This window comes from Pyxidicoccus sp. M6, from assembly GCF_055568925.1.
Map to the genome: position 1 here is coordinate 12,045,555 of NZ_CM145714.1, position 23,910 is coordinate 12,069,464.

Here is a 23,910-nt window from a genome sequence, read left to right on the forward strand (position 1 = left end):
TCACCTCCGAGGAGGGGACGCGGCGCGCGGGCAGGAAGCGGCAGCGGCTACTTCGACGGCGGGGACAGGACGAGGATGAGGTCCCCGCCCACGTGACTGCCGGCAACGAGGTTGACGGAACCCTTCCGCCCCAGCTCCACCTCCAGGGTCGCGCTGCGCGGAATGGACACGCGCACCGTGGCGGTGCCTTCCTTGATGCCCAGCAGCTGCATGGACACGTTGGTGCCGTTGGGCAGCTTCAGCTCGGTGGACTTCTTCGCCGTCACCTCGAGCACCTGCTGCGACAGGCGCTTGAAGGACGTGTAGTTCATCTTCGGCTGGAACTCCTGCTTCATCTTCGCCAGCTCGGGGGGATTCACCTCGGTGCCCTTCTGCGAGGCGAGCACCACCTCCACCTGGACCTGGACCTTCTCCTCCTCGGCACGGGCCGATGAGGGCAGGAGCAGCCCGAGTCCCAGCACGGCCAGCGTCACGGCTACAGCCTGAATTCTCACAGGGAACCTCCAGACGGCCGAGGGGCGTCCTTCACCGGGCGCGCGGGGCGGTGGGCCCCATCGGCGTCCGGAGACATGCCGCCGCCAATCTCCTCCTCCAGCTCCTCGTCCTCCGTACCAGACTTGGAGTCCTGCGTCTCCTCGTCCACCGTCCAGACGATGGTATTCCCGCTCTCCGTCTGCATCACCACCGGCGCGACGCGGGCATCCTGGTACGGCTGGATGGACTTCACCGTCATGCGCTCGGCGGCGTAGCCCACCGGGGCGTTGTCGCTGAGCAACAGCGGCAGCGCCACCAGCACCAGCACGGCCGCGGTGGCCAGCGACGAAATCATCGCCGTGCGCTGGTAGAGGAACATCTCCGACAGCGCCAGCTTCATGCGCTCCAGGAGGGGCGGCTTCTCCGGCGTCACCCGGGCCATGACCTTCTGGGCGAAGTCCTTGAAGTCGACGTCGTCCACCGCCATGTCCAGGCCCACCCGGAGCAGGCCCGACTCGGCGCGCAGGTCCGCCGCGCGCCCGGTGCAGTCGCGACACGCGGACAGATGACGCTCCACGTTGACGCGCTCGGCGGGCGTCAGTTCCCCGTCGACGTACGGGGAGAGCATCGGGACGAAACGCTCACACGCGGGATTTCCGGCCATATCCTTCACCCTGCTTCCTGGAGGGGAGTGCGGAAATTGGGACGAAGGGTTCCCTCAGATATTCGAGGCCCGCTCACTCGTTCCCCACTCCACTCTTCGCCTCGTCCAACTCCAGGTATTCACTCAGGATTTTCTGAACCTTCGCCCGGGCATGGAAGAGGCGGCTCATCACCGTGCCCTTCGGAATATCGAGCGTGCGGGCGAGGTCCTCGTAGGACATTCCCTCGATCTCCCGCAGCAGGAGGATGGCGCGGTGCTTCTCCGGCACGGTGGCCAGGGCCTCCTGGATTTTGTCCGCCAATTCGCGGCGCAGGGCGCTCTTCTGGGGGTTGGTGCCCAGGCGGCTGCCGAGCGCGCCGATGCGGGCCTCGGACAGGTCCATGTCCTGCGTCTCGTCGAACTCGACGGCTTCACCGCCTCCGCCGCGCTTGCGAATCACGTCGATGCAGATGTTGACGGTGATTCGGTAGAGCCAGGTGTAGAAGGACGAGTCGCCCTTGAAGTGGTCCAGGTACTTGTAGACCTTGACGAACGCCTCCTGGGAGACGTCCATCGCTTCCTCCTTGTCCTTCAGCATGCCCAGGGCAACGGCGTACACCTTGCGCTGGTAACGCTCGACGAGGAGTTTGAATGCGCGCTGGTCGCCGCTCCGGACGCGCTTGACGAGTGTGAGGTCGTCGGTTGCCAATGGGTGCGGCACCGTACCACAAGCCGGCGCCCTGCATGGAGTTTCGCGCTGGCGGGGGGTGCGCCGCCGGGCGGCCCTAGAGGCTCACGAGCGCGGCGACGATGAGGGCGATGGCGGCCAGGGCGAGCACGGCTCCAAAGGTCGCCCGGTCCCAGTTGGCCTCGGCCACGGCGCCGTCCTCCGGGTCCGAGCGGAAGCGGTGGAGCACGTTCCACAGCATCATCTTCCCCAGGCGCCGGTTCGTCTTCTTCTTGCGGACGTCCTCGGGGTCCTCCTCCTGGCTGACCTCCCGGTTCTCCAGGGCAATGGGGACGTGCATGCCCCGCAGGGCCTCCGAGTGGCGGGCGCCGGACGGGAGGGAGAGCGCCTGCTCGCTCGACGGGTTGTCCTGACGGGAGGCGGCCTCGGAGTGGCGGACGTCCGGGGGCGGCTCCAGGCGGACGGCGGCGGCGCGCTCGCGGACCTCGTCCGGGGAGCGGGCATTGAGCACCCATAGGCCCCGGTCCACGCCGTTCTCCTGGGTGTGCGCGTCGCGCAGCTCGGCGAAGCCGTGGTTCTCCAGCGACTCCTTGAAGGCGGCCTTGGCCTCCTCTTGAGGAGGCCTGGCGGCGGCGGCCTCGGCGTAGGCGGCGAAGAAGGCCCACAGGCGGGTGGCGCGCTCGGAGCCGGAGAGCTGTGAAGGCTTGAGGTGCGCGGCGAGCAGGGCCGCGTCCGAGCCGAAGCGGGTGCCCAGCTCCTCCTGGGTGGCGGTGTCCTCCAGGCCGGGGGGCACCAGCTCCTCCACGGACTTCACCGGAGGGCGCTCGTCACCGGCCAGCGGGGGACGGCCCGCCGGCGTGGGCTGCGGGTTGCGGAAGATGTCGCCCTGGCGCGGGCGGGGTACGGGCTCCTTCGGCTGGGGAGTGCGCTGGAGGCCCTCGCCCCCACCCAGAGACGAGGGGAGGAGGCGCGCGAGGGCCGAGGGGATTCGGAAGGAGGACATGGGAGATGCCTCACCAGCCGTCGGGGAAGGAAGCTCCAGGGAGGGCGCGGTGTCCGCCCCTGGCGCTTCCGAGCCTAACGCGGGCGGAAACGGCTCGCCGTTACCGGACATTTCGCCCGGCTCGGCGGGAGGTGCACCGGGCGGGGCATCCGGATTGCCACCGCGCTGTGCGTCGGAGAGCGGGAGCGGAAGGCGGACGATGCGCGAGCCCTCGCCGCGCGGGGCGTCGGCGAAGACTTCTTCGCCCTGCATGTCGACGTCACCTTGCGGTGCGTCGTCGGAGGGAGCCGGTGCCGTACGCGTCTGCTCACCTCGAGGCGCGTCGGGCATCCGCGTGACGCGCGTGCCCTCCATGGGACTGGCGAACGGAGAGCGGACGATGCGCGTCCCCTCTCCACGGGTGATGGCCGGCTCCATGCCATCCGCCTGGAAGGCGGTGCCGGCCGGGGGCGTCCGAGGCCCCTCCCGTGACGGCCCCTGGGGACGCGGACCGATGCGGGTCTCCCCGGTCCGTCCGCGCGGGCCCTTGATGTCGCCGATGTGCCCCATTTCCCGGATTCTCGGATGGATTGAATCCGGGGTTGCGCCAGCGGGCTACTCGCCTTCGTGCTCCACTTCGACGGGCGTCGTCATTCCGTTCGAATCCAGACGAACGCGGTACACGGAGTTCTGCCCGTCCCCGTCGAAGTCGCCGCGGGCGAGGCAGGACACCTCGGGCTCGCCCACGGGGCCCTCCTGCACCACCACCTCATATTGGAAGCGCACCTCCTCGCCCGGCTCGAAGCCGATGCGCTGGAAGGCCTCCTCCTTGGGGAAGGCCACCGGCACGCCGCCCTTCGGCACCTCCTTGGGCGTGGGGCCCGCGACGACGTACGCGCCGTGCTCGTCGCGGTAGCTCTGCACCGCGTCACACAGCGCGAGCACGTTGACGCGCGCCTCCGTGTCCGTGGGCTTGTCCGCCTTGAAGATGCCCTGGCCCGCCAGGCCCTCGCCCAGCGCGCGCATGCCCCGGTAGTAGAGCCAGCCCCAGACGGCGAGGCCCAGCACCACCACCCCGGCGATGAGGAAGACCCACTTCTTCCGCGAGCCCGTCCGCGAGGGCTCCGGTGTCGGCTCTGGTGTCGTCGGCGTGGACATACCGGCGCTCAGCCTCCCTGCCCCGCCCAGTCGCGCGGATTGCGGAGCACGTCCACCAGCTTCGCCTCCCACGAGCCCGGCTCCGGGTGGTGGTCATAGCGCCAGCGCACCTGCGGCGGCAGCGACATGAGGATGGATTCCGTACGGCCGCGCGTCTCCAGGCCGAAGACGGTGCCCCGGTCATAGACGAGGTTGAACTCCACGTAGCGCCCGCGCCGCACCTCCTGCCAGAAGCGCTGCGCCTCCGTCACGGGCACGTCCTTGCGCCGCTCGGCGATGGGCAGGTACGCGGCGAGGAAGGCCTTGCCGCAGTCCTGCACGAAGGCGAGCTCCTTCTCCAAATCACCGCCCATGTTCTCGAAGAAGATGCCGCCCACGCCGCGCGACTCCTCGCGGTGGCGCAGGTGGAAGTACTTGTCACACGCGGCCTTGAAGCGCGGGTAGTACGTGGCGTCGTGCCTGTCGCACGCGGCCTTGTGCACGCGGTGGAAGTGCGCCGCGTCCTCTTCATAGAGGTAGTACGGCGTCAGGTCCGCGCCGCCGCCGAACCACGCCTTCCCGCCCTGGTGGATGAAGCGGTAGTTGGCGTGCACCGTGGGCACGTGCGGGTTGCGCGGGTGCAGCACCAGGGAGATGCCGCCCGCCCAGAACTGGCGGCCCTCGCCCTGGAGCTTCTGGGCGAACTGCTCTTCCAATTCACCGAAGACGACGGACGTGTTGACGCCGGCCTTCTCCAGCACGGCGCCGTCCTCCAGCACGCGGCTGCGCCCGCCACCGCCGCCGGGGCGGCTCCACGGGTCCTCGCGAAAGCGCGCCGTGCCATCCAGCCGCTCCAGCGCGCCGCAGATTTCGTCCTGCAGCGTCTGCGTGAAGGCGGCCATCCGCTGCTTGAGGCTCTCCACGTCCACCGTCGTCATGCACCCTCCAGAGGGCCGGCCGCTCAGAAGCCCGTCAGTACGAAGAGGTTGGCCTGCCCGTTGATGGCGTACACCATCTTCTTGCCGTCCGGGGACACATCCAGCTCCTTCGCGGCGAACTCGTCGCGCACCAGGCGGCCCCGCGGCGTGGCGCCGGACAGGTCGAAGAGGGTGATGCCCTCCTCGGTGATGGCGGCGAGCCGCCCGTCGGGCAGCCAGTCCACCGTGGACAGGGAGTTGGCGTCCTTCGTCACCAGTTGGCTGTTCCCCGGGGTGGCGAGCTCGAGGATGCGAATCTCATACACGCCGGCCTCCGAGCTCTTGATGAATGCCAGGCGCTTGCCGTCCCGCGAGAAGGCCGGGGCCGCGCCGTCGTCGTTCATCTCCCGGGACGTGTGGGCTCCCAGGTCGGACAGGCTCACCTCCCCCGCCCGCTTCAGTCCGCGGGCGCCTCGAAGTCCACGGGCGGTGTGGACGGAGCCACCTGGCCCGCGGAGTCGAAGGCTTCAATCCTGGCGCGGTAGCTGCGGCCGTCCTCCATGGCGAAGGTGCCGCTGCACGCCTCGTGGCCGATGAAGGCGGTGTTGTTGTGCACCGGCACCACGTACTGCTGGACGCTGGGGCCCGGGCGCCGGGGCTCCAGCTTCACCACGAGGTACGCGGGGCTCTCCTCGCGCAGGGACAGGTTGAGCCGGACGAAGCGCGCGGTGCCCTGCGCCGTGCGGCGCAGGATTCCCTCGGACACGGCGGGCCGCTTCAGCCACTTCGGGGCGAACTTGTCGGGGCCCTTGCCGGTGCGCCACTCGGGCAGCACGGTGCTGGGGCCGTTGAGCACCATGACGTTGGGAATCGCCTCGTCCACGCGCAGCGTGTAGCGCGTGTCCGGCTCCAGCTTCCCATTCACCTTGAGGATGACGGTGGCCCGGCCGAGGCTGCTCTCCCAACCGCGCTGCGCCTTCACCTCCACCACGTGCTTGTCGGCCACCAGTCGCAGCTTCTTGCCCACCAGCGCCGTCACCTGCGGGCGCGCGGTGCCCACGCCTTCCAGGAGGAAGCGCGTGTTGGTGGGCACGATGGCGCCCGGCGTGGGGAAGAGCTGCACGCCATCTCCCAGGCACTGGGCGGACGCGGAAGATGCGCACAGCAGCACGAGCAGTGACACGAGGACTCGGAGCACGGTGCCCCGAGTCTGCGCCGGCCCGCGCCGTGCCGCCAGGGGTACCCGGGAAGTTGTGCGGGCCACCATTGCTTGGCGGCCCCCGGGACATGGGATAGGAGGGCCACGCCCCGTGCAGGACACCCTCGAATCGCAGCCCACTCCGCCCCAGACGGTGCGCCCTCGCGGGCTCGGCCCGCTGTGCTTCCTGCTGCTCTCGTGGCTGTTGCCCGCCGTCCTGGCGAGCGTGCTCCGGGCCGCCGTCGGCGTGCCCCTCTGGGTGGGCGCCGCCGCCGGAGTCCTGGGCGCCGGATTCCTCACGTGGAAGGTGCTGTCGGCCTGGCGCCCGTGGCCCGACCACGTGCCACTCGTCCTCGTCCAGGTGGTGAATGTCGCCGTGGCGCTGGGGCTGACGTGGCGGATGCTGGGCATCCCCGTCATGAGTGGGCTGGTCAGCACCGGAGGCGGTGACGCCGGCAACCATGCCGCGCTGCGGGCGGACTTCGCCACGCGCGCGCCCGGCACCTACCAGGGCTTCACCGTCTTCCATACGGTGACGTATGGAGTGGAGAAGCTCTTCGGTGGAGATGCCTTCACCAGCTTCCGCGCGGGCTTCTACCTCGTGCCCTTCGTGCTGGCGTTGGCGCTCGTGGCGGGGCTGGAAGTCGTGGCGATGCGTCGGTGGCGCACCGGACGCACGGCGGTGGCGGCGCAGGTGGCGCTGCTGGCGGCCTTCGCCTTCGTGTGGCCCTCCCTGCTGCTACGACTGCTGCACTACCACCAGGCGGAGGGCTTCTACGCGCACCTCTTCGGGCTGGTGCCGCTGGTGCTGGCGTGGCTCGCGTACGGGCTGCCGCGCTCGGCGTGGGTGCGGTGCGCGGCGCTCGCGCTGTTCACCGTGTTCTACCGGTACACGTACGGGCTGAACCTCGGGGACGTCCTCTTCACCTGCGGCGTGCTCCTCGTCGTCGAGGGGCGCGGGGAGGGCCGCGGGCTGCCGCCGAAGTGGCGGCGCGCGGCGTGGCCGGTGGGGCTGCTCGTCCTGGGCGCGGCCGCGTATGCGTACTGGCGGCTGCTCCCGCTGGCGCACATCACCGGCGGCTTCATTCCCCACGGGTACGAGCGCGCGCTGCGCACGCAGGGCTGGACGGTGGTGGGGCTCCTCGTGGTGCGCTTCCTGCCGCCGCGCGGGGAGGAGGCCGTGGAGCGGCGGCTGCTCGACTTCGCGCTGCTCTTCGCCGGCATCAACGCGGCCATCCAAATGGCCTACCTGTCGGCTCGGCTGCCCATCGACTACTACTTCCTCAAGTACGGCCTCCACGCGCTGGTGCTGCTGCTGTGCGCGCTCATGCTCGTCGCGAGCAACCGCTTCGGAGCCGTGCTGCTGCCGGCGCAGGCGCCCCGTGCGCGCGCCCTGGGCGTCGGGCTCGCAGTGCTCGTCGCCGTCATGCTGGTGGAGGTGACGCGCGGGTGGGGCCGGGCCTTCCGCGTGTACGAGGCGAGCTACGAGGAGCGCGTGCGGGGCCAGCCGCCCTTCCAGTTCCTGGAGCCGCTGGAGGACCGGGGCGCGACCGCGCTCGTCCGCGAGGTGCTGCGCGGCAACGGCAAGCGCTTCGGCGGACTGCTGAGCCCGTCCTGGCCCCAGGTGAACTTCACCAACGTGGACCTGGGCTGGGTGCCGGATGATTGGCAGGCCAACAACGGCCACTGGCCCCTCTTCGAGAACGGCGCTGTGCGTGAGGGCCCGGGCACCTGCGTCTTCTGGCAGGCCTCCGAGGCGGACTGGGAGGGCTACCGGCGCACCGGCGCGGACTACCCCCGCCTGGAGGCGCGGGTCCGTCAACTCCAGGAGCGCGCCGACAAGGTGTGCCGGGAGTACGCCGCCCCCTGGGCGCCGGGTGGGGTCCGCACGCTCTGCCATCGCTGCGACTGAAGCGCGCGGCCCCGAGCGGCGCGGCCCCGAGCAGCGCGGCCCCCTGATACGATATGCGCCCAGCGGCCGAGCGTTCTGCTCAGGACATCCGGCACTGCTTCCCCAGGCCGCCGGATGCATTTCCGACCCAGGGCCGGGGACCAAGGTGGGTGTGCAATGAAGCGGCGTCTCGCATTGCTGGCGGCTATCGGGCTCCTGCTGGGAGCTTCCGGCTGCGCCACCATGGGAAATCCCCGCAAGGAGCTGCTGGAGGGGACCAGCAGCCACGCCGTCTACAAGCTGCCGCCGGAGAAGCTGCTGCAGTCGGCGCGGGAGATTCTCGAGGAGGGCGGCTACCGGCTGTTGCCCAGCGCGGACAGCAACTACGTGCACACCACGTGGAAGATCAACGGCCCGGTGGAGATGGGCGCGCACTGGTCTCGCATCCTGGTGCAGGCCATTCCCCTGCAGAACGGCCGCACGATGATTCGCGCGTACCGCATGGTCTACATCACCAACGGCCTGGCTCCGTCGCACCCGGGCAGCTTCGCGGGCACGAGGGAAGGCAAGGAGGCCGGCTCCGAGGGAGGCGGCACCAAGAGCAATGCCGGCACCTCCGGGCAGGCGGGCTCGTACGTGCTGGGCGAGCCCCTGTCCCCGACGAAGCCCAACCTCTACCGCGCTGGGGACTTCGAGTGGGCCCTGCTGTCCCGCGTGGCCCCGAACATGGCCACCTTCCTGGAGCGCCGCGTCGACGCGTACCTCGCCGAGCAGCGCAACCCGGCCGTGCGAGAGGAGGACGCGGAAGGGGTGCACGAGGTGTCCGCGCCGGAGAACCTGCCCGACGCGCCGCTGCCCACGCACCCGTCGTCGGAGGCTGGGACGCCCGCGCCCCAGCAGCCGGTGGCGCAGGGCTCGTAGCCGCGCGCGTCAGTGCATGCCGCTGTCGTCCTCGCGCACGACGATGGGGCCGTACTTCGCCTCGTAGCGGGCGATGTTGTCCTGCATGGCGGCCACCAACCGCTTCATGTGCTTGGGGTTGGTGATGATGCGGGAGCGGACCCGGGCCTTGGGGACGTTGGGCTGGACGTAGATGAAGTCCAGGGTGAACTCGGTGTCGGAGTGGTTCACCAGCGCCATGTTCACGTACTGACCATTGGCCACGTCCTCGTCTATCTGTATCTGCAGTTGCTGCATGTCCGGGGGCTTCGGAGTGTCCGCCATGAGGCAGAGGGCATAGCGCCTGCGCCTTCGCGTGGCCAGCGTCACGGCGTGAGCGCAATTCCAGGAGCCATGGACCCGCGCAAGACGGCACCCTTCGACTTGGGGCAGGGCGAGGATGTGTGTCTGCTGCTGCACGGCTTCACCGGCAGCCCCTGGGACGTGCGCCCGCTGGGCGAGGCCCTGGCCTCTCGCGGGGTGCGCGTGGTGGCGCCCCGTCTGCCGGGGCACGGCACCACTCCGCAGGCCCTGCTGCACGTCACCTGGCGCGACTGGCAGACCGCGGCGGAGCGCACGCTGCTCGAGCTGCGCGGGCACCGGAACATCTTCGTCGGTGGCCTGTCCATGGGCGCGCTGCTGGCGCTGGGGCTGGCGGCGCGGCACCCGGAGACGGTGAAGGCGCTGGCGCTGGTGGCTCCGGCGGTGCGCTTCCGGGGGCCGCGCATGTTCCTCATCCGGCAGCTCGCTCGTACCCCGGTGCTGGAGTGGACGCGCCCCTGGGTGGAGAAGACGGGCACGGACCTCTCAGACCCGAAGGCGCTGGCGGAGGCGCCCGTGCTTCCGGCCTTCCCGGTGGCGCGGCTGAGGGACTTGTGCACGCTGCAGGACCTGGCGGTGCGGGACGTGGCGCACGTGCGCTGCCCCACGCTGGTGGCGGTGGCGGAGCAGGACCACGTGGTGGACCCTGAGGGCGGGCGATGGCTCGCCCGCAGGCTCACGGCGTCGCCCGCGGTGCGCGTCCTCTCGCTGCGCGATGGGTTCCACATCATTCCCCGGGACACCGCGGGCCCGCTGCTGGCATCGGAGGTGGCGGGCTTCCTGGAGCAGTGGCGCTACTCGCAGGCATCGGACGCTCACTCCGCGGGCGCCTGAGCGGCGGCACGCACGGGCACAAAACGCGGCGGCACGGCGGGCACGCGTGTATCTCAAGACGCGCCCATGCCTCCGTCCGACACCCCGCCCCTGGTCGAGCTGCGCGACGTAACGAAGGCCTATGCCGAAGGCGACACCGTGCGAGAGGTGCTCTCCGGTGTCCGCCTCTCCCTGCACCGAGGTGAGTTCGTCGTGCTGCTGGGCCGCAGCGGCTCGGGAAAATCCACCCTGCTCAACCTCATCAGCGGCATTGATGTGCCCAGCCAGGGAGAGGTGCGCGTGGATGGCAAGGACCTCGGGAGGCTGAGCGAGCGCGAGCGCACGCTGCTCCGGCGCGAGCGGATTGGTTTCATCTTCCAGGCCTTCAACCTCCTGCCCACGCTGACGGTGGAGGAGAACGTGCGGCTGCCGCTGGAGCTGAATGGGCATGCGGCCGCGGAGTCCGGAGCGAAGGCGCGAGCGCTGCTGGAGCGCGTGGGGCTGGCGCAGCGTGCGCGCAGCTTCCCGGACCGACTCTCGGGTGGAGAGCAGCAGCGCGTGGCGGTGGCGCGCGCGCTGGCGCATGCACCGCCGCTGCTGCTGGCGGACGAGCCCACGGGCAACCTGGACGAGAGCACGGCGCGGCAGGTGCTGGATTTGCTGGAGGGGCTCACGCGGCAGGGCAATGCGTGCGCGCTCGTGGTGACGCACGAGCCGGGACTGGTGTCCCGCGCGGACCGCGTGCTGCACATGGAGGGCGGGCGGCTGGTGGAGCGCGAGCATGCGCGAAGGGAGGCACCGTGAAGGGGCTCCTGGTCCGCTCCAGCCTGCGCCACCTCGGCGGTCACCCGTGGCTGACCGCACTGTCGCTGCTCGGCATCGCCCTGGGCGTGGCGGTGGTGGTGTCGATTGATTTGGCGAGCGACAGCGCACTGCGCGCCTTCGAGCGCTCCACGGACGCGGTGGCCGGACGCACCACGCACCAGCTCGTGGGCGCTGGCTCCCGGGGCGTGGACGAGCACGTGTACCGCGACCTGCGTCTGCGCCGTGACGCTCCCATCTCCGCCCCCGTGGTGGAAGGCCACGTGCAGGCGGCCGTGGGCGACAAGCGCACGCTCACCGTGCTGGGCGTGGACCCGTTCGCGGAAGCTCCGTTCCGCGACTACGCGAAGGGTGATGCCGTGGGCGACGTGGGCGCGCTGCTCACCGAGCCAGGCTCGGTGCTGCTGAGTGCCCGGGCTGCCCGGGCGCTGGGTATCCCCGCTGGCGGCGAGCTCCCCGTGCGCGTGGACGGCATGGACAAGCGGCTGCGCGTGTCCGCCCTGCTGGAGCCGTCCGACCCGGACACCGCGCGTGCCTTGGAAGCGTTGGTGCTCACGGACATCTCCACCGCACAGGAGGTACTGGGCCAGGTGGGACGCCTGACGCGCGTGGACCTGCGCATGCGCGACGAGGCGGAAGCGAAGCGCCTGGAGTCGACGCTGCCCGCGGGCACGGAGCTCGTACGCGCCTCCGCGCGGGCCGGTACCGTGGAGCAGATGACGCGGGCCTTCCGCACCAACCTCACCGCGCTGTCGCTGCTGGCGCTCGTGGTGGGGATGTTCCTCATCTACAACACGATGACGTTCTCCGTGGTGCAGCGGCGCGGACTCCTCGGCCGGCTGCGCGCGGTGGGGATTACGCGCGGCGAGCTCTTCGCGCTGGTGCTGGGGGAAGCAGCGGTGCTCGGCGCCGTGGGCACGGTGGCGGGACTGCTGCTCGGCGTGCTGCTGGCGCGCGGGCTGGTGGGGCTCGTCACGCAGACGTTCAATGACTTGTACTTCGTGGTGAGCGTGCGCGGCCTCGCACTCGAGCCCTTCACGCTGGCCAAGGGCCTGGCGCTGGGCCTGGGTGCCACGGTGGTGGCCGCGCTGGTGCCCGCGTGGGAAGCGGCGCGCTCTCCGCCGGTGACGACGATGCGGCGCTCCACGGTGGAGGACGTGTCGCGCAGCCGCGCGCCGAAGCTGGCGCTGCTGGGCCTCGTGGTGCTGGCCGCCGGCACGGCGCTGCTGATGTGGCCCACGCAGGCACTGCTGCCCGCATACGGAGGACTCTTCTCCGTGCTGCTGGGCGCGGCGCTGCTGGTGCCGTGGGTGACGGAGCGGCTGTCGGTGGGCGCGGCGCTGCCGCTGGGCGCGGGCTTCGGCATGCTGGGGCGCATGGCGGCGCGCGGCGTGCGCACCAGCCTCAGCCGTACGGCGGTGGCGCTCGCGGCGCTGATGGTGGCGGTGGCCACCACGGTGGGCGTGGGCCTCATGGTGTCCAGCTTCCGCGGCACGGTGGTGTCGTGGCTGGACACGTCGCTGCAGGCGGACGTGTTCATCTCTCCGCCCTCGATGGTGGCACGGCGCGGAAGCGCCACGCTGGTCCCCGGGCTCGCCGAGCACCTGCGCTCCACGCCCGGCGCGGTTGGCAGCAGCAGCATCCGGGTGACGACGACGCGCGCGAACGGCATGCCCACGGACCTGGTGGCCATCGACTTCTCACGCACGAAGGCGCGGCCCTACCGCTTCAAGCAGGGCGACCCGGCCACGGTGTGGCGAGAGTTGGAGTCTTCACCCGACGCCATCCTCGTCTCCGAGCCCTTCGGCTTCCACCGCCACGTCGGCGTGGGTGACACGGTGCAGCTCGCCACCGACAAGGGGCCGCACGACTTCCGCGTGGTGGGCGTGTACTTCGACTACGGCTCGGACGTGGGGACGGTGCTGATGCCGCGCACCACCTACGAGCGCTGGTACGACGACCGGGGCGTGACTGGCGTCGCGCTGTATGCCGCGCCCGGGCAGGACGTGGACGCACTGGTGGCTTCGGTTCGCGAGCGGGCCGGTGACACGCAGGCGCTGCTGGTGCGCCCCACCCGCGCGCTGCGGCAGGCATCTCTGGAGGTGTTCGACCGCACCTTCACGATTACGCAGGTGCTCCGGCTGCTCGCCATCGGCGTGGCCTTCGTGGGCGTACTGAGCGCGCTCATGTCGCTGCAACTGGAGCGGGCTCGCGAGCTGGCGGTGCTGCGCGCCACCGGGCTCACGCCGGGACAGCTCTGGGGACTCGTGTCCCTGCAGACAGGCCTGCTCGGGCTGCTCGCGGGGCTGTTCTCCGTGCCGCTCGGCGTGGCGCTGGCGTACGTGCTGGTGCACGTCATCAACCAGCGTTCCTTCGGGTGGACGCTGCAGCTCGCGGTGACACCGGCGACGCTGGTGCAGGCGGTGGTGCTGGCGCTGGTGGCCTCGGCGCTGGCCGGGCTGTATCCGGCGTGGAAGATGGCGCGCGCCAACCCCGCGCTCGCGCTGCGGGAGGAGTGACGCATGAGCGGCGGCCGAGGGCTCGTCATCGGGACGGCGGTGGTGCTGGTGGGACTGGCGGTGGCCGTCGCCATCGTCACGCGCGAGTCGGCGCCTCCCGCGCTGCCGCGGGGCGGAACGCTCACGGTGAGCAGCGCGCTCGGAGGCGGAGGCTCCGCCGACGCGGGCTCGGAGGGCTTCGCACGCGCCTTCGAGCCTCGCGCCTTCCACTTCCCCGAGGACCACGGCCCGCACCCGGAGTTCCGCACCGAGTGGTGGTACTGGACGGGCAACCTCGAGACGGAGGACGGACGCGCCTTCGGCTACCAGTTCACCCTGTTCCGCAGCGCGCTCGCACCCGAGGCGCCACAGCGCGCCTCCGCGTGGGGCACGCGACAGGTGTACCTGGGGCACTTCACCGTGTCCGACGTGGCGGGCGGCGCCTTCCATGCCTCGGAGCGCCTCAGCCGCTCCGCGCTGGAGCTGGTCGGAGCGAGCGCTCAACCGTTCAAGGTATGGCTGGAGGACTGGGAGGCCGCCAGCGTGGGCGAGGCCACGTGGCCCGTGCGGCTGCACGCGGAGACGGACGAAGTCGCGCTGGAGTTGCTGCTGGAGCCGGGCAAGCCGCCGGTGCTCCAGGGTGACAGGGGCCTGAGCCAGAAGGGTCCGGAGCGGGGCAACGCGTCCTACTACTACTCGATGACGCGGATGCCCTCGCGAGGCACGGTGCGCGTCGACGGCCAGACGTACACGGTGAAGGGCGAGAGCTGGATGGACCGCGAGTGGAGCACCAGCGCGCTCGGCGCGGACCAGGTGGGCTGGGACTGGTTCTCGCTCCAGCTCTCCGATGGGAGCGAGCTGATGTACTACCAGCTCCGCCGCAAGGACGGCTCGGCGGACCGGTTCAGCTCGGGCACGTGGGTGCCTCCGGCGGGCGCGGCGTCGAGCGAGCCGGTGCGCGTGTCGCGCGAGGACGTGCGCATCGACGTGCTGGACACGTGGAAGAGCCCGCGCAGCGGCGGGCAGTACCCGTCGCGCTGGCGCCTGCGTGTGGACAAGTTGGGGTTGGACGTCACGGTGACGCCGAGGCTCGCGGACCAGGAGCTGCCGGTGAGCGTGCTGTACTGGGAAGGCGCCGTGAGCCTGGAGGGCACGCGTGAAGGCAGGCCGCTCACGGGCCGGGGCTACGTGGAGCTGACGGGCTACGCGGACTCGCACGGCCCGCGTCGCGCGGAGACGCGGGCTCGCGGCACACCAGAAGCCGAGGCCGCCGCGAGCAGCCCGGTGAAGTAGCCCGCGTCCCGCTACCGCAGCCGCGCACAGGCGCTGCTGTCGCCCGCGTCGCAGGCCTTCCGGTACAGCTCCGTCGCCGAGGGCGCGTCGGGCTTCAGGCCGAGCCGCCCCTCCTCCTGGACCTCACCGAGCAGCGAGCAGGCCTTCCCCGTCCCGGTGTCGCACGCCTTGCGCAGCAGGCCGAGCGTCTGTTGAGGCGAGACACCGGGCAGCTCCTCGTTCGTGAGCTTCTCCAACATGGGCACGCAGTCCTTCACGGCCCGAGTGCAATTCGACTCCAGCAAGGACAGGCCCCTGGCGGGCTCGCGGATGGAGCTCGCGCCGGTGAAGAGCACCTGGGCCAGCTTCACGCAGGACTCCGCGCGGCCCAGGGCACAGGCCTTGTCGAGCGTCGCCTTCGCGTGCGCCCAGTCGGGGGATTGGGACGTGGCGGGCTTGCTCACCCAGAACAGCGGCTCGAGGTAGTCCTCGGCCAGCGCGTCGCACGCCTCCGCACTTCCCTTGTCGCAGCTGGCGCGCCGGTCCTGCACGGCCTTCACCACGGACGTGGAGAAGGACCCGGCGCCCGCCTTCAGGGCCTGCTCCTGGTACCCCAGGGTGCGGTGGAGGTCCGGCTCGAAGCCCCATGTCGCCGACCCGAAGAGCTCCGCCAGCCGAAGGCATGCCGAGGACTCTCCCCGCTGACAGAAGCGCTCCAGGAGCTTCAGCCCCCGCTCCTGGTCACCCGGACTCGCCGGCTTGTCGAGCAGGAAGTCCGCCATCCTCCGGCACTCGGCGGGCACGTTCGCCGCGCACCCGGACTGGATGGCCGCGTACTGCTTCTGCTGGGCGCACCCCTCCACGTTGCCGAGCTTGCACGCGCGTGCATACGACTGGATGACCGAGGCCAGCGAGCGGTCCTGCCCGCGTCCGTCGACGGACGCCTGGGCCAGCGCCATGCACCCCGCGGCCTCTCCCAGCTCACAGGCCCACTGGTACGCCTTGCTCACCGCATCCCAGTTCGCCGCCGTCATCACCACGTCGCGCGCGTCGATGAGCCCGCCGAGCCAAAGGCACTCCTTGGCGGAGCCCTCCTCGCACGACTGGGAGTAGGTCCGGAAGTCCACGAGGGCGTCAGCGCAGTTGTTGGGCTGGAGCTCGCACTGCCGTGCGTAGGGCTCGAGCGCCGCCAGCCGGTTCCGCTCGACACCCCGGCCCTCCCACCACGCGCGGCCGAGCGCCTCGCACGAGTCCGCATGCCCCGCCTGGCAGCCGCGCTCCAGCAACTCCACGGCGCGCTTCGGGTCTCCATTCCGCTCGTCCTCGAGGAGCAGGACGGAGAGCTCCTCGCAAGCATCGGCCCGCGACGGGTGCTCGGTGGCGCAGCCCCGCTCGAGGAACGCGCGGGCGGGCTTCATCCACTTCGTCGAGGGGCCGGGGTCCTTCACGTGCAGTTCCCTCGCGGCCTCGATGCAGCCCCTCGCATCCCCCAGCTCACAGGCGCGGGCCCACGCTCCGCGCCCCTGCCGGGCCAGCGCGACACAGGCCTCGGACACGTCGCCCTGACAGGCCGCTTCGCGCACCTGCGTGCGGCGCTTCATCGACTCCTCGTCCTTCACCTGGACCGCCCCGAGCCGGCGGCACGCCACCGCCTGCCCCTGACGGCAGGGCACGAGGAAGGCCTCGCCGCACGCGGCCTCCTCCCCCGCCGTGCACGCGCGCGTGAGGAGGGATGTGGCACGGATTCACGAAGGTGCGGGTGGCACGGTCCGAGATACAGGCGGGCACGGCCAGGAGGAGTACGAGAGTGTGGAGCAGGCGCATGGGGCTTTCGGATAAGGAGCGCGGGCGCGAGCCGATAGAGGAGGCGGCACCCTAGCGGAGACCCACTCCCCGCGGGCTGGCCACGCGGGACGCGGCCATTGCCTGGCCACGGGCTTCCAGGTACGCACGGACACCGCTTGCACTGGGAGGACGGAGGAGCCGTGCCCAAAGCCCTGGTGGACGTGGACGCGGTGCCCGCGTCCGCCTTCTGCCTCACGGATGAGCTGACGCCCTTCGCGTCTGGCTGGCATGCGCATCGCCGGCACCAGCTCCTCTACGCCGCGAGCGGCGCGCTGCATCTGGAGGTGGCGGACGCGCAGTGGCTGCTTCCGCCGCAGCGCGCGGCATGGCTCGCGGGAGGCACCCGCCACCGCGTGCGCGCCACACAGCCCGCCACGCTGTGCACCGTGTACCTGGAGCCCTCGCGCGTGCCCGCCGCGCCGGAGGGTGAGTGCCGCGTCTTCGTCCTGCCGCCGCTCGCGAGAGAGATGCTGCACTACTCCACCCGCTGGGGCCCGGAGCGCCCGCCCCGCGACGCGGTGGCGGAGAGCTTCTTCTCGGCGCTCGCGCACCTGCTCGCAGAGTGGGCCGCGGAGCCTCGTGAGTGGAGGCTGCCTCGCGCCCGCACGCCGGAGCTGGAGCGTGCAATGACATACACCCTGTCCCGGCTCGCCGGCCCCGTCACGCTCTCGGGCGCGGCGAAGGCGGCGGGACTGTCCCAGCGCACCCTCGCGCGCCGCTTCGAGGACGAGGCCAGCACCTCGTGGCGTCGCTTCCTGCACGACGCCCGCATGCTGCGCGCCATGGAGCTGCTCGCGGAGGACGGCGCCCGCGTCACCCAGACGGCCTACGCGGTGGGCTTCGAGGGCCTCGCCGCCTTCACCCACGCCTTCACCGGCTTCACCGGCGAGCGCCCCCGCGACTTCCGCCAGCGCGTGGCCCGGGGCGTGACGCTGCCACCCCGGGCCGGCCGTGCTTCGACTACCCGCCGCAGGCGAGGCGGTTGACCAGCCCGTACACGCTGTAGCCCACCATGTACTTCAGCGAGTACTCGGGGAAGGCCGCCGCCGCGCGCTTCTCCAGCTCCGCGTAGTGCGGCGCGGCCGCGTCACCGCACAGCTCCGCCTTGCGGCCACCCAGGTCCGCCGCGTACGCATTCACCAGCGTCACCATGCCGTCCAGGTACTGCTTCTCCGCGGCGATGGCCTCCGTCACCGGTGCGGCCTCGCCCCGGCCGCCGTACACCCTGGCGTCCGGCCACGCGGCCAGTTCATCCAGCGCGGCCTTCCACGCGTCCACGTCCGGCACCGCCTTGCCGTCGCGGATGCCGCCCTCCAGCCACGCGTGCGCCTTGTGGTGCACGAGGTCGCCCACGATGAGCGCCTTGCGGCCCGGCACGTACGCCACCGTCTGCGTCGTGGCGACGCCCGGGTGCTTCAGCTCGGACAATTCCACCTTCGCCCCGCCCTCCAGCGGCAGCGCGTACGTGCCGCTGAACGTCACGTCCACCTTCGGCTGCGCGGGGTACGTATCCTCGTTGAAGGCCTTCACCACGTTCACCCAGTAGTACTTCTTGTACGCGTGCACGGCGGGGATGGCGGCGGCGGTGGCCTCGCTCGCCACCACCTTCGCGCCCTCGCGCTGGAAGACGCCCACGCCGTTGAACTTGTCCGGGTTCGGATGCGTCACCACCACGTAGCGGATGGGGTTGCCCGTCTTCGCCCGGATGGCGGCGAGCACCTTCTCCGCCTGTGCCTCGGTGAACTGGGCGTCGAACACGACGACCTCCGCGCCCGTGTCATAGAAGAACGAGTGCGTGTCGAAGCCGCTCGCGTCGCTCGTGTACGCGGCGACGTCCGCGTCCACCAGGTTCGCCTTCGAGCCCGCGCACCCCACCGCCAGTACCGCGCCCAGCGACAGCACCACCTGCTTCATCGTGAGAGTCATTTCCGTCCGTCCTCGTGTCGAAGTGCCGGGGCCGAATGTCCCGGCGAGCGAGGCGGAAGATGCCTTCACGGCCCCTGGCTCGCTTGCGCGCATCCGCCGTGGATTTGTTCCCATCCGCCAACGTGCTCCGGCGCTCTCCGGACGCACCGCGGGCGCCGCCCCATCGCGCGTACCCACCGGGAGCCCCGGCTCGCCTCGCAGCGGCCGCTGGATGCCCTCATCGCGCATCCCTACTGGACGCTTCGCTCGCCCCGCCGGGTCAGGCGTTGAACTGCTCCGCGTGGGAAACGCGGCGCCCTGCTCCACCCCGCGCGCTTCCCTCCGTGCAGCGCCTCATGCCCTTTCACCCGGCGTCAATCCCTGGCACCCCGCTTGCCTCTGGGCTCACTGGCTACGAGTGGAACGTCCGCCGTAGGACGTTGGAGGCAGACCCGGGATGCGCTGGCTGGGACGAGGCAGGTGGTGGGCTGGGTTGTTGGGAGCTGCGTTGTGGGCAGCGTGTGGAGGGGGCGGCACACCGGAGACCCGCCCCGCGGTCGAGGACCCCTCGGGGACCATCGATGACCCCTCGGGAGAGGACACGAATCCGCCTCCCGAGGAGGAAGAAGAGGACCCTCCGCCCAAGGAGGAGGAAGAAGAGGACCCTCCGCCCAAGGAGGACACGGATGCCGGCACGCCCGACTCGGGCACTCCAGACTCCGGCACGCCTGACTCGGGCACGCCCGACGCCGGCACACCGCCGGACGGCGGCCCCATCGGCAATGGCGAGCCCGTGCCGCCCAACGCGAAGAGCTGGCGCTTCCTCGGGGCCGCCGAGGGCGCTCCGCGCGAGGTGCTCGGCGTCACCGAGGACGAGGGCGGCAACCTCTGGGTGGCAGGCGGCGAGGACGGCCTGTGCCTGCTGAAGCCGGGCGCGTCCACCTTCCGCTGCTACACCCTGGCGGACGGCCTGAAGCCCTGGGCACCGTGGAAGGGCAAGGACCCGGTGCCGGAGAAGCGCTACCTCAAGGTGATTGCCGTGACGGGCGGCCCCGCGGGCTCCGTCTGGGTCGGCTACCAGGGCCAGCCCAACTGCGAGAGCGAGTTCTACAAGGCGCCCGGCCAATATGAAGACCCCGCCATCTTCAAGAGCGGCGACGCGGACCGCGTGCTGCTCCAGCCCGACGACACCCTGCGCGTGGTGCACTACGACATCCACTCGGTGGAGCACACGGTGCCCGGCTACGGCCACCGCGAGAAGCTCTGCACGGTGAATCGCATCGTCTGGGACAAGCAGCGCAACAGCCTCTGGTTCGCCTCCAACCACGGCCTGGCCTGGGCCGAGCCCAACTACGAGGGCGGCACCGAGTGCCAGGACCCGGCCATCCGCACCGCCAACGAGTGGGTCTACATCTACAAGGACGCGCAGGGGAACGAGACGGGCCGCGAGACGCGCCAGCGCTGCAAGTTCGGCGTCATGGAGCACGTCCACCCGCACATCGCGATGAGCGATGACGCCAGCGAGGACCACCGGCTCGCCGGTGACGTGTGGGGCGTCGCCGTGCGCCCCGACGGCGACGTCTGGATGGGCACGCACATCCGCTCTTCGCGCTTCAAAATCATGACCAACGCGGTGGGCCACGTCGGCACCGGCGAGCCGTGGGACTTCGAGATGGCGCGCAAGCAGACGGAGGAGAAGAAGTACCGGGCCAACCGCATCGACCTCTGGCCGGACGCGGTGGCCGAGCCGCAGGTGCCCACGCAGGGGCAGCGCAAGGACGACCTCGTCAGTGATTTGGTGCTCATGCCAGACGGCACCGTGTGGTTCTCCAGCTTCGCGTGGGGCCTGGCGAAGATGACGGACGCGGGCCAGGTGACGGCGTACTACCTGGCCGGCGACAATGACCGCTTCATCTCCTCGCTGGAGCGCGACACGCGCGACGGCAGCCTGTGGATTGGGCACCGCTGGGGCCGCGGCCTGATGCGGATGCACAAGGAGGGCGAGTTCGTCAGCCACAACAGCGTGCTCGGCAACCTCGCCGGCCTGCCCATCTGGGACATCCAGACGGTGGGCAGCGGGGACAGCCGGAAGGTGCTGGTCGCCTTCAGCGCCTACCGTGACGCGGCGGGCAACATCGTCCACCGGGGCGCCGTGGGCATCTACACCGGCAAGTGAGGCTGGCCGCCTGCCTCCGGGGCCACCAGCGGGCCTCCGGAGGCGCGCCGTCCGGGAAGGGGTGTCCCTACCGGACGGCGAGCGTCAACTTGAAGGCACTCCGCTCCTCGCAGCGGCGCTCCCGCTTCCCCGCGGCGGGGGCCTTCAAACCGAACGACGCAAAGGAGGCCTCACCATGTCTCTTCTGAGCAGCATCCTCGGCGGCCGTGGCCGCGGCTCCCAGGGCTTCGGCCACTGGAATCGCGGGCGCACCCGCTATGGCCGCCATCCCATCGGCTATGGCTACGGTGGGCGCGGCAGGGCACCGTCGGGCAGCCTCCTGGGCCGCATGCTCATTGGCGGCCTGACGGCGTATGGCCTGCGCCGCATCTTCGGCGGCCGCCGCTCATACGGGTACTGACCGGACGAAGCGATACAGGAACTCGCCTGTCCGGCCCCCGGGCTGGGGTAGGTTCCTCCCAACTGCCGTCTGCCGTTGGGAGGACTCACCCCATGCCGAAGGCGAAGTACGTGCTGGCCCTGGACCAGGGCACCACCGGAACCCACGTCTCCATCCTCGACTCGAAGCTCCAGGTGGTGGGCCGCTCCTACAAGGAGTTCACCCAGCACTTCCCCAAGCCCTCTTGGGTGGAGCACGACCTGGACGAAATCTGGGCCACCAGCGAGTGGTGCATCGCCCGCGCGCTGAAGGACGCGGGCCTCAACGGCCGAGACATCTCCGCGGTGGGCATCACCAACCAGCGCGAGACGACGGGCCTGTGGATGCGCGCCACCGGCAAGCCGCTGGCGAAGGCGATTGTGTGGCAGGACCGGCGCACGTCGGAGATGTGCCGGCGGCTCAAGGAGCAGGGCGTGGAGCCGCGCGTGCGCGAGGTGACGGGCCTCGTGGTGGACCCGTACTTCTCCGGCACCAAGCTCACCTGGTTCTTCGAGCACCTCAAGGGCGCGCGCGCCCGCGCGGAGAAGGGCGACGTGTGCTTCGGCACCATCGACACGTGGCTCGTCTACAAGCTCACCGGCGGCTCCGCGCACGTCACCGACGTGTCCAATGCCAGCCGCACGCTGCTGATGGATTTGACGACGCTGCAGTGGAGCGACGACATGCGCTCGCTGCTGAACGTGCCGGCCGCGTGCCTGCCGCAGATTCGCGGCTCCGCGGAGGTGTACGGCACCACGCGCGGCATGCGCAGCCTGCCGGACGGCGTGCCCGTGGCGGGCATGGCGGGAGACCAGCAGGCCGCCCTCTTCGGGCAGGCGTGCTTCGAGCCCGGTGAGTCCAAGTGCACGTATGGCACCGGCGCCTTCCTGCTGATGAACACCGGCAGCACGCCGGTGCGCTCCAACTCCGGCCTGCTCACCACGGTGGCGTGGCGGCTGGGCGGAACCGGCACCACCACGTACGCGCTGGAGGGCAGCAGCTTCATCGCCGGCGCCGCGGTGCAGTGGATGCGCGACGGGCTCAAGGTCATCAAGAAGGCACCGGACATCGAGGCGCTCGCGGCCAGCGTGAAGGACTCCGGCGACGTCGTCTTCGTGCCCGCGCTGGCGGGCCTGGGAGCGCCGCACTGGCGCCCCGAGGCGCGCGGCCTCTTCGCCGGTATGGACCGCTCCACCACGGTGGCCCACCTCGCGCGGGCGCTGCTGGAGGGAATCGCATTGCAGATTCACGACCTCGCGGACGCCATGCGCCGGGACAGCGGACGAGACATCCCCGTGTTCAAGGCGGACGGCGGCGCGGCGGCCAACAACCTCCTCATGCAGTACCAGGCGGACATCCTCGGCGTGCCGGTGGTACGGCCGCGCAACCTCGAGACGACGAGCCTGGGCGCGGCGTTCCTCGGCGGCCTGGGCGCGGGTGTCTGGGACAGCACGGACGCCATCCGCCGCGCGTGGAAGGCGGACAAGACATTCAAACCGAAGATGAAGGCCGAGGTGCGCGAGCGACACCTGACCAAGTGGAAGCGGGCCGTGGAGCGGGCGTGATGAAGGCGCGGCACTGGCCCGTCCTCGTGGCCGCCCTGCTCTCGCTGGGCGGCGGCACCGGCTGCCCGGGCAACCCCCAGCCCTGCTTCAGCGGCGGGTCGGCGCAGCGGCCGGAGGGGCACGTCTTCGGCGTGGGCCGGGAGGCGGTGTTCGACGTCGCCCCCAACATCGTCCAGCCGTGCACGGAAGATGGCACCCAGGTGCCCCCGAGGCCGGAGTCCGTCACCGTGGAGGTGAAGGACCCGGAGAACCGGCCCGTGCCCGCCACGGCGGTCCTGAATCCGAGCGGCACGGCGGCCACCATCCGCTTCACGTCCCAGGTGGAGGGGCGCCACCACGTCATCGTCTCCTTCGCGCCGGTGGGCAGCCTCCAGCAGCTGGGTGTCTTCGTGCTGCCGGACCGCCGCAACGAGGCGGCCATGGCGCGACTTCCCGGTGTCCAGGCGTGCCCGCACCTGGACCGCACCACCCGGGGCACCTGGGTGTGCGGAAGCCAGGCCTGGAGGGATACGGGCGCGGTGGCGCAGGTGCTCGGCACCTTGGTGAAGGCCACGGCAGTGGCTGGGGACGTGGTGTGGGTGGTGGATGGCGACCGGGTGCTCCGCTACGTGGACTCGGGCGCCGGCGCGCTCGAGCTCACCGGCACCGAGCCCTACCCTCCCGGCGTGGGGCAGGGCGCGAGCTTCCCGGGGCCACATGCACGGCTCGTGGCTCCGGACGAGTTGGTAGTGCTGAGCGACCGACTGCTGCACCGCTATACCTTCACCGAGGCTGGCGGCATTGCCACCGCGCCCACGACGGCGTGGGTGCGTTCGACGGAGATGGTCCCCTTCGGCAATGACCTGGCGGGCGGGCTGCTGGTGCGCGCGGGCTCGCGGCTGTTCCTCGTGGTCATCGTCCGCGACCGAAACACCTTCGAGCAGCGCACGGAGGCGTGCCCGTACGAGCCGGGCACCGACGGAGCGTACCTGCGCGTCACATCCGAGGCCTGCCACACGCTGGTGGGAGTGCCGGTGGGCTACGAGGACGGCGTGGTGTGGACGAGCACCTTCGACGCCTCGTCGGGATTCTCGATGGAGGTGCTCCACCGCTTCGCGGTCCAGGGCGAGCGGCTGGTGGAGTCGGGAACGCTGGCCCTGGAGGGACAGCTCGTCAGCAATGCCCCCCTGCTGCGCCCGGGCCCCGCGTTGCCGTACCTCTCGGCGATGGGGCTGGGCTCCCTCCAGCCCTTCGCGGTGCCGCGCTGGAATGCCGGGACGGGACGGGTGGAGATGGAGCTGGCGCCGGCCCCGTTGGCAACGGAGCCGCCGCATGTCGGGGAGGACTTCATCTGGCTGAATACCTCCAATGGGAGCGGCCTGGCGGTGTACCCGCGGGCATCCACCCGCTGACGGCTCGGCACAGAC

The 23,910-nt window shown here is 71.0% G+C and carries 22 protein-coding genes; 11 read left to right on the plus strand and 11 right to left on the minus strand.

What is annotated here, in order from left to right; genetic code table 11:
• Positions 1 to 47: 47 nt before the first annotated feature.
• The 8 genes from ACVTJA_RS47405 to ACVTJA_RS47440 all read right to left on the minus strand — a co-directional run bounded on the left by ACVTJA_RS47405 (position 48) and on the right by ACVTJA_RS47440 (position 6,039).
• Positions 48 to 494, minus strand: coding sequence for a hypothetical protein (locus tag ACVTJA_RS47405; protein WP_465830851.1), 447 nt, complete (start codon positions 492 to 494; stop codon positions 48 to 50).
• Entirely contained in the window at positions 491 to 1,138 is a 648-nt protein-coding gene (locus tag ACVTJA_RS47410) for an anti-sigma factor family protein (protein WP_465830853.1), read from the minus strand. The genes ACVTJA_RS47405 and ACVTJA_RS47410 overlap by 4 nt, the downstream gene beginning before the upstream one ends.
• 73 nt (positions 1,139 to 1,211) lie before the next feature.
• Positions 1,212 to 1,826: an RNA polymerase sigma factor gene (locus ACVTJA_RS47415; protein ID WP_206724052.1), complete on the minus strand. Its 615-nt coding sequence runs from the start codon at positions 1,824 to 1,826 to the stop codon at positions 1,212 to 1,214.
• 76 nt (positions 1,827 to 1,902) lie between these two features.
• Positions 1,903 to 2,808: an Immediate early protein ICP0 gene (locus ACVTJA_RS47420; RefSeq protein WP_465830855.1), complete on the minus strand. Its 906-nt coding sequence runs from the start codon at positions 2,806 to 2,808 to the stop codon at positions 1,903 to 1,905.
• A gap of 594 nt (positions 2,809 to 3,402) precedes the next feature.
• A complete protein-coding gene (locus ACVTJA_RS47425) occupies positions 3,403 to 3,945 on the minus strand; it encodes a hypothetical protein (protein ID WP_465830857.1) in 543 nt (180 codons plus the stop codon).
• A gap of 8 nt (positions 3,946 to 3,953) precedes the next feature.
• The gene (hemF, locus tag ACVTJA_RS47430) at positions 3,954 to 4,862 is read right to left on the minus strand and encodes an oxygen-dependent coproporphyrinogen oxidase (protein WP_465830859.1); all 909 of its coding nucleotides are present in this window, start codon (positions 4,860 to 4,862) and stop codon (positions 3,954 to 3,956) included.
• A 23-nt stretch (positions 4,863 to 4,885) separates the two neighbouring features.
• Positions 4,886 to 5,284, minus strand: a complete 399-nt coding sequence (locus ACVTJA_RS47435; protein ID WP_465830860.1) for a TolB family protein — start codon at positions 5,282 to 5,284, stop codon at positions 4,886 to 4,888.
• Between the two features lie 14 nt (positions 5,285 to 5,298).
• Entirely contained in the window at positions 5,299 to 6,039 is a 741-nt protein-coding gene (locus ACVTJA_RS47440; protein ID WP_465830861.1) for a hypothetical protein, read from the minus strand.
• A 112-nt stretch (positions 6,040 to 6,151) separates the two neighbouring features.
• On the opposite strand from ACVTJA_RS47440, the gene ACVTJA_RS47445 reads away from it, so the two are divergent.
• Positions 6,152 to 7,951 (plus strand): hypothetical protein, encoded by a 1,800-nt coding sequence (locus ACVTJA_RS47445; RefSeq protein WP_465830863.1) that lies wholly within the window; start codon positions 6,152 to 6,154, stop codon positions 7,949 to 7,951.
• A gap of 156 nt (positions 7,952 to 8,107) precedes the next feature.
• Positions 8,108 to 8,851, plus strand: a complete 744-nt coding sequence (locus ACVTJA_RS47450) for a hypothetical protein (protein ID WP_465830864.1) — start codon at positions 8,108 to 8,110, stop codon at positions 8,849 to 8,851.
• A 9-nt stretch (positions 8,852 to 8,860) separates the two neighbouring features.
• Here ACVTJA_RS47450 and ACVTJA_RS47455 read toward each other — a convergent pair whose 3' ends face one another.
• On the minus strand, positions 8,861 to 9,154 hold the full coding sequence (locus tag ACVTJA_RS47455) for a DUF3467 domain-containing protein (RefSeq protein ID WP_465840692.1): 294 nt from the start codon (positions 9,152 to 9,154) through the stop codon (positions 8,861 to 8,863).
• 69 nt (positions 9,155 to 9,223) lie between these two features.
• Between ACVTJA_RS47455 and ACVTJA_RS47460 the strand changes: the two genes are divergently transcribed.
• From ACVTJA_RS47460 to ACVTJA_RS47475, 4 genes are all read left to right on the plus strand, one after another.
• On the plus strand, positions 9,224 to 10,024 hold the full coding sequence (locus ACVTJA_RS47460) for an alpha/beta hydrolase (RefSeq protein ID WP_465830866.1): 801 nt from the start codon (positions 9,224 to 9,226) through the stop codon (positions 10,022 to 10,024).
• Between the two features lie 66 nt (positions 10,025 to 10,090).
• A complete protein-coding gene (locus tag ACVTJA_RS47465; protein ID WP_465830867.1) occupies positions 10,091 to 10,807 on the plus strand; it encodes an ABC transporter ATP-binding protein in 717 nt (238 codons plus the stop codon).
• Positions 10,804 to 13,344 carry an FtsX-like permease family protein gene (locus ACVTJA_RS47470; RefSeq protein ID WP_465830869.1) on the plus strand — a complete coding sequence of 847 codons (2,541 nt, stop codon included), beginning with the start codon at positions 10,804 to 10,806 and terminating at the stop codon, positions 13,342 to 13,344. The genes ACVTJA_RS47465 and ACVTJA_RS47470 overlap by 4 nt, the downstream gene beginning before the upstream one ends.
• Before the next feature lie 3 nt (positions 13,345 to 13,347).
• The gene (locus ACVTJA_RS47475; RefSeq protein ID WP_465830871.1) at positions 13,348 to 14,616 is read left to right on the plus strand and encodes a lipocalin-like domain-containing protein; all 1,269 of its coding nucleotides are present in this window, start codon (positions 13,348 to 13,350) and stop codon (positions 14,614 to 14,616) included.
• An 11-nt stretch (positions 14,617 to 14,627) separates the two neighbouring features.
• On the opposite strand, the gene ACVTJA_RS47480 is transcribed toward ACVTJA_RS47475, so the two are convergent.
• The gene (locus ACVTJA_RS47480; RefSeq protein WP_465830873.1) at positions 14,628 to 16,268 is read right to left on the minus strand and encodes a tetratricopeptide repeat protein; all 1,641 of its coding nucleotides are present in this window, start codon (positions 16,266 to 16,268) and stop codon (positions 14,628 to 14,630) included.
• Between the two features lie 312 nt (positions 16,269 to 16,580).
• Here ACVTJA_RS47480 and ACVTJA_RS47485 point away from each other — a divergent pair, with 312 nt between their 5' ends.
• Positions 16,581 to 17,426: an AraC family transcriptional regulator gene (locus tag ACVTJA_RS47485; RefSeq protein WP_465830875.1), complete on the plus strand. Its 846-nt coding sequence runs from the start codon at positions 16,581 to 16,583 to the stop codon at positions 17,424 to 17,426.
• Here ACVTJA_RS47485 and ACVTJA_RS47490 read toward each other — a convergent pair.
• Positions 17,401 to 18,366 carry an MBL fold metallo-hydrolase gene (locus ACVTJA_RS47490; RefSeq protein ID WP_465830877.1) on the minus strand — a complete coding sequence of 322 codons (966 nt, stop codon included), beginning with the start codon at positions 18,364 to 18,366 and terminating at the stop codon, positions 17,401 to 17,403. The genes ACVTJA_RS47485 and ACVTJA_RS47490 overlap by 26 nt on opposite strands.
• Positions 18,367 to 18,853: 487 nt before the next feature.
• On the opposite strand from ACVTJA_RS47490, the gene ACVTJA_RS47495 reads away from it, so the two are divergent.
• From ACVTJA_RS47495 to ACVTJA_RS47510, 4 genes are all read left to right on the plus strand, one after another.
• On the plus strand, positions 18,854 to 20,521 hold the full coding sequence (locus ACVTJA_RS47495) for a ligand-binding sensor domain-containing protein (protein ID WP_465830878.1): 1,668 nt from the start codon (positions 18,854 to 18,856) through the stop codon (positions 20,519 to 20,521).
• A 175-nt stretch (positions 20,522 to 20,696) separates the two neighbouring features.
• On the plus strand, positions 20,697 to 20,921 hold the full coding sequence (locus ACVTJA_RS47500; protein WP_465830880.1) for a hypothetical protein: 225 nt from the start codon (positions 20,697 to 20,699) through the stop codon (positions 20,919 to 20,921).
• A 92-nt stretch (positions 20,922 to 21,013) separates the two neighbouring features.
• Complete coding sequence (gene glpK / locus ACVTJA_RS47505) at positions 21,014 to 22,504, plus strand: glycerol kinase GlpK (RefSeq protein ID WP_465830882.1); 1,491 nt, start codon at positions 21,014 to 21,016, stop codon at positions 22,502 to 22,504.
• Positions 22,504 to 23,895, plus strand: a complete 1,392-nt coding sequence (locus ACVTJA_RS47510; protein ID WP_465830884.1) for a hypothetical protein — start codon at positions 22,504 to 22,506, stop codon at positions 23,893 to 23,895. Before glpK ends, ACVTJA_RS47510 begins: the two co-directional genes overlap by 1 nt.
• Positions 23,896 to 23,910: the final 15 nt, after the last annotated feature.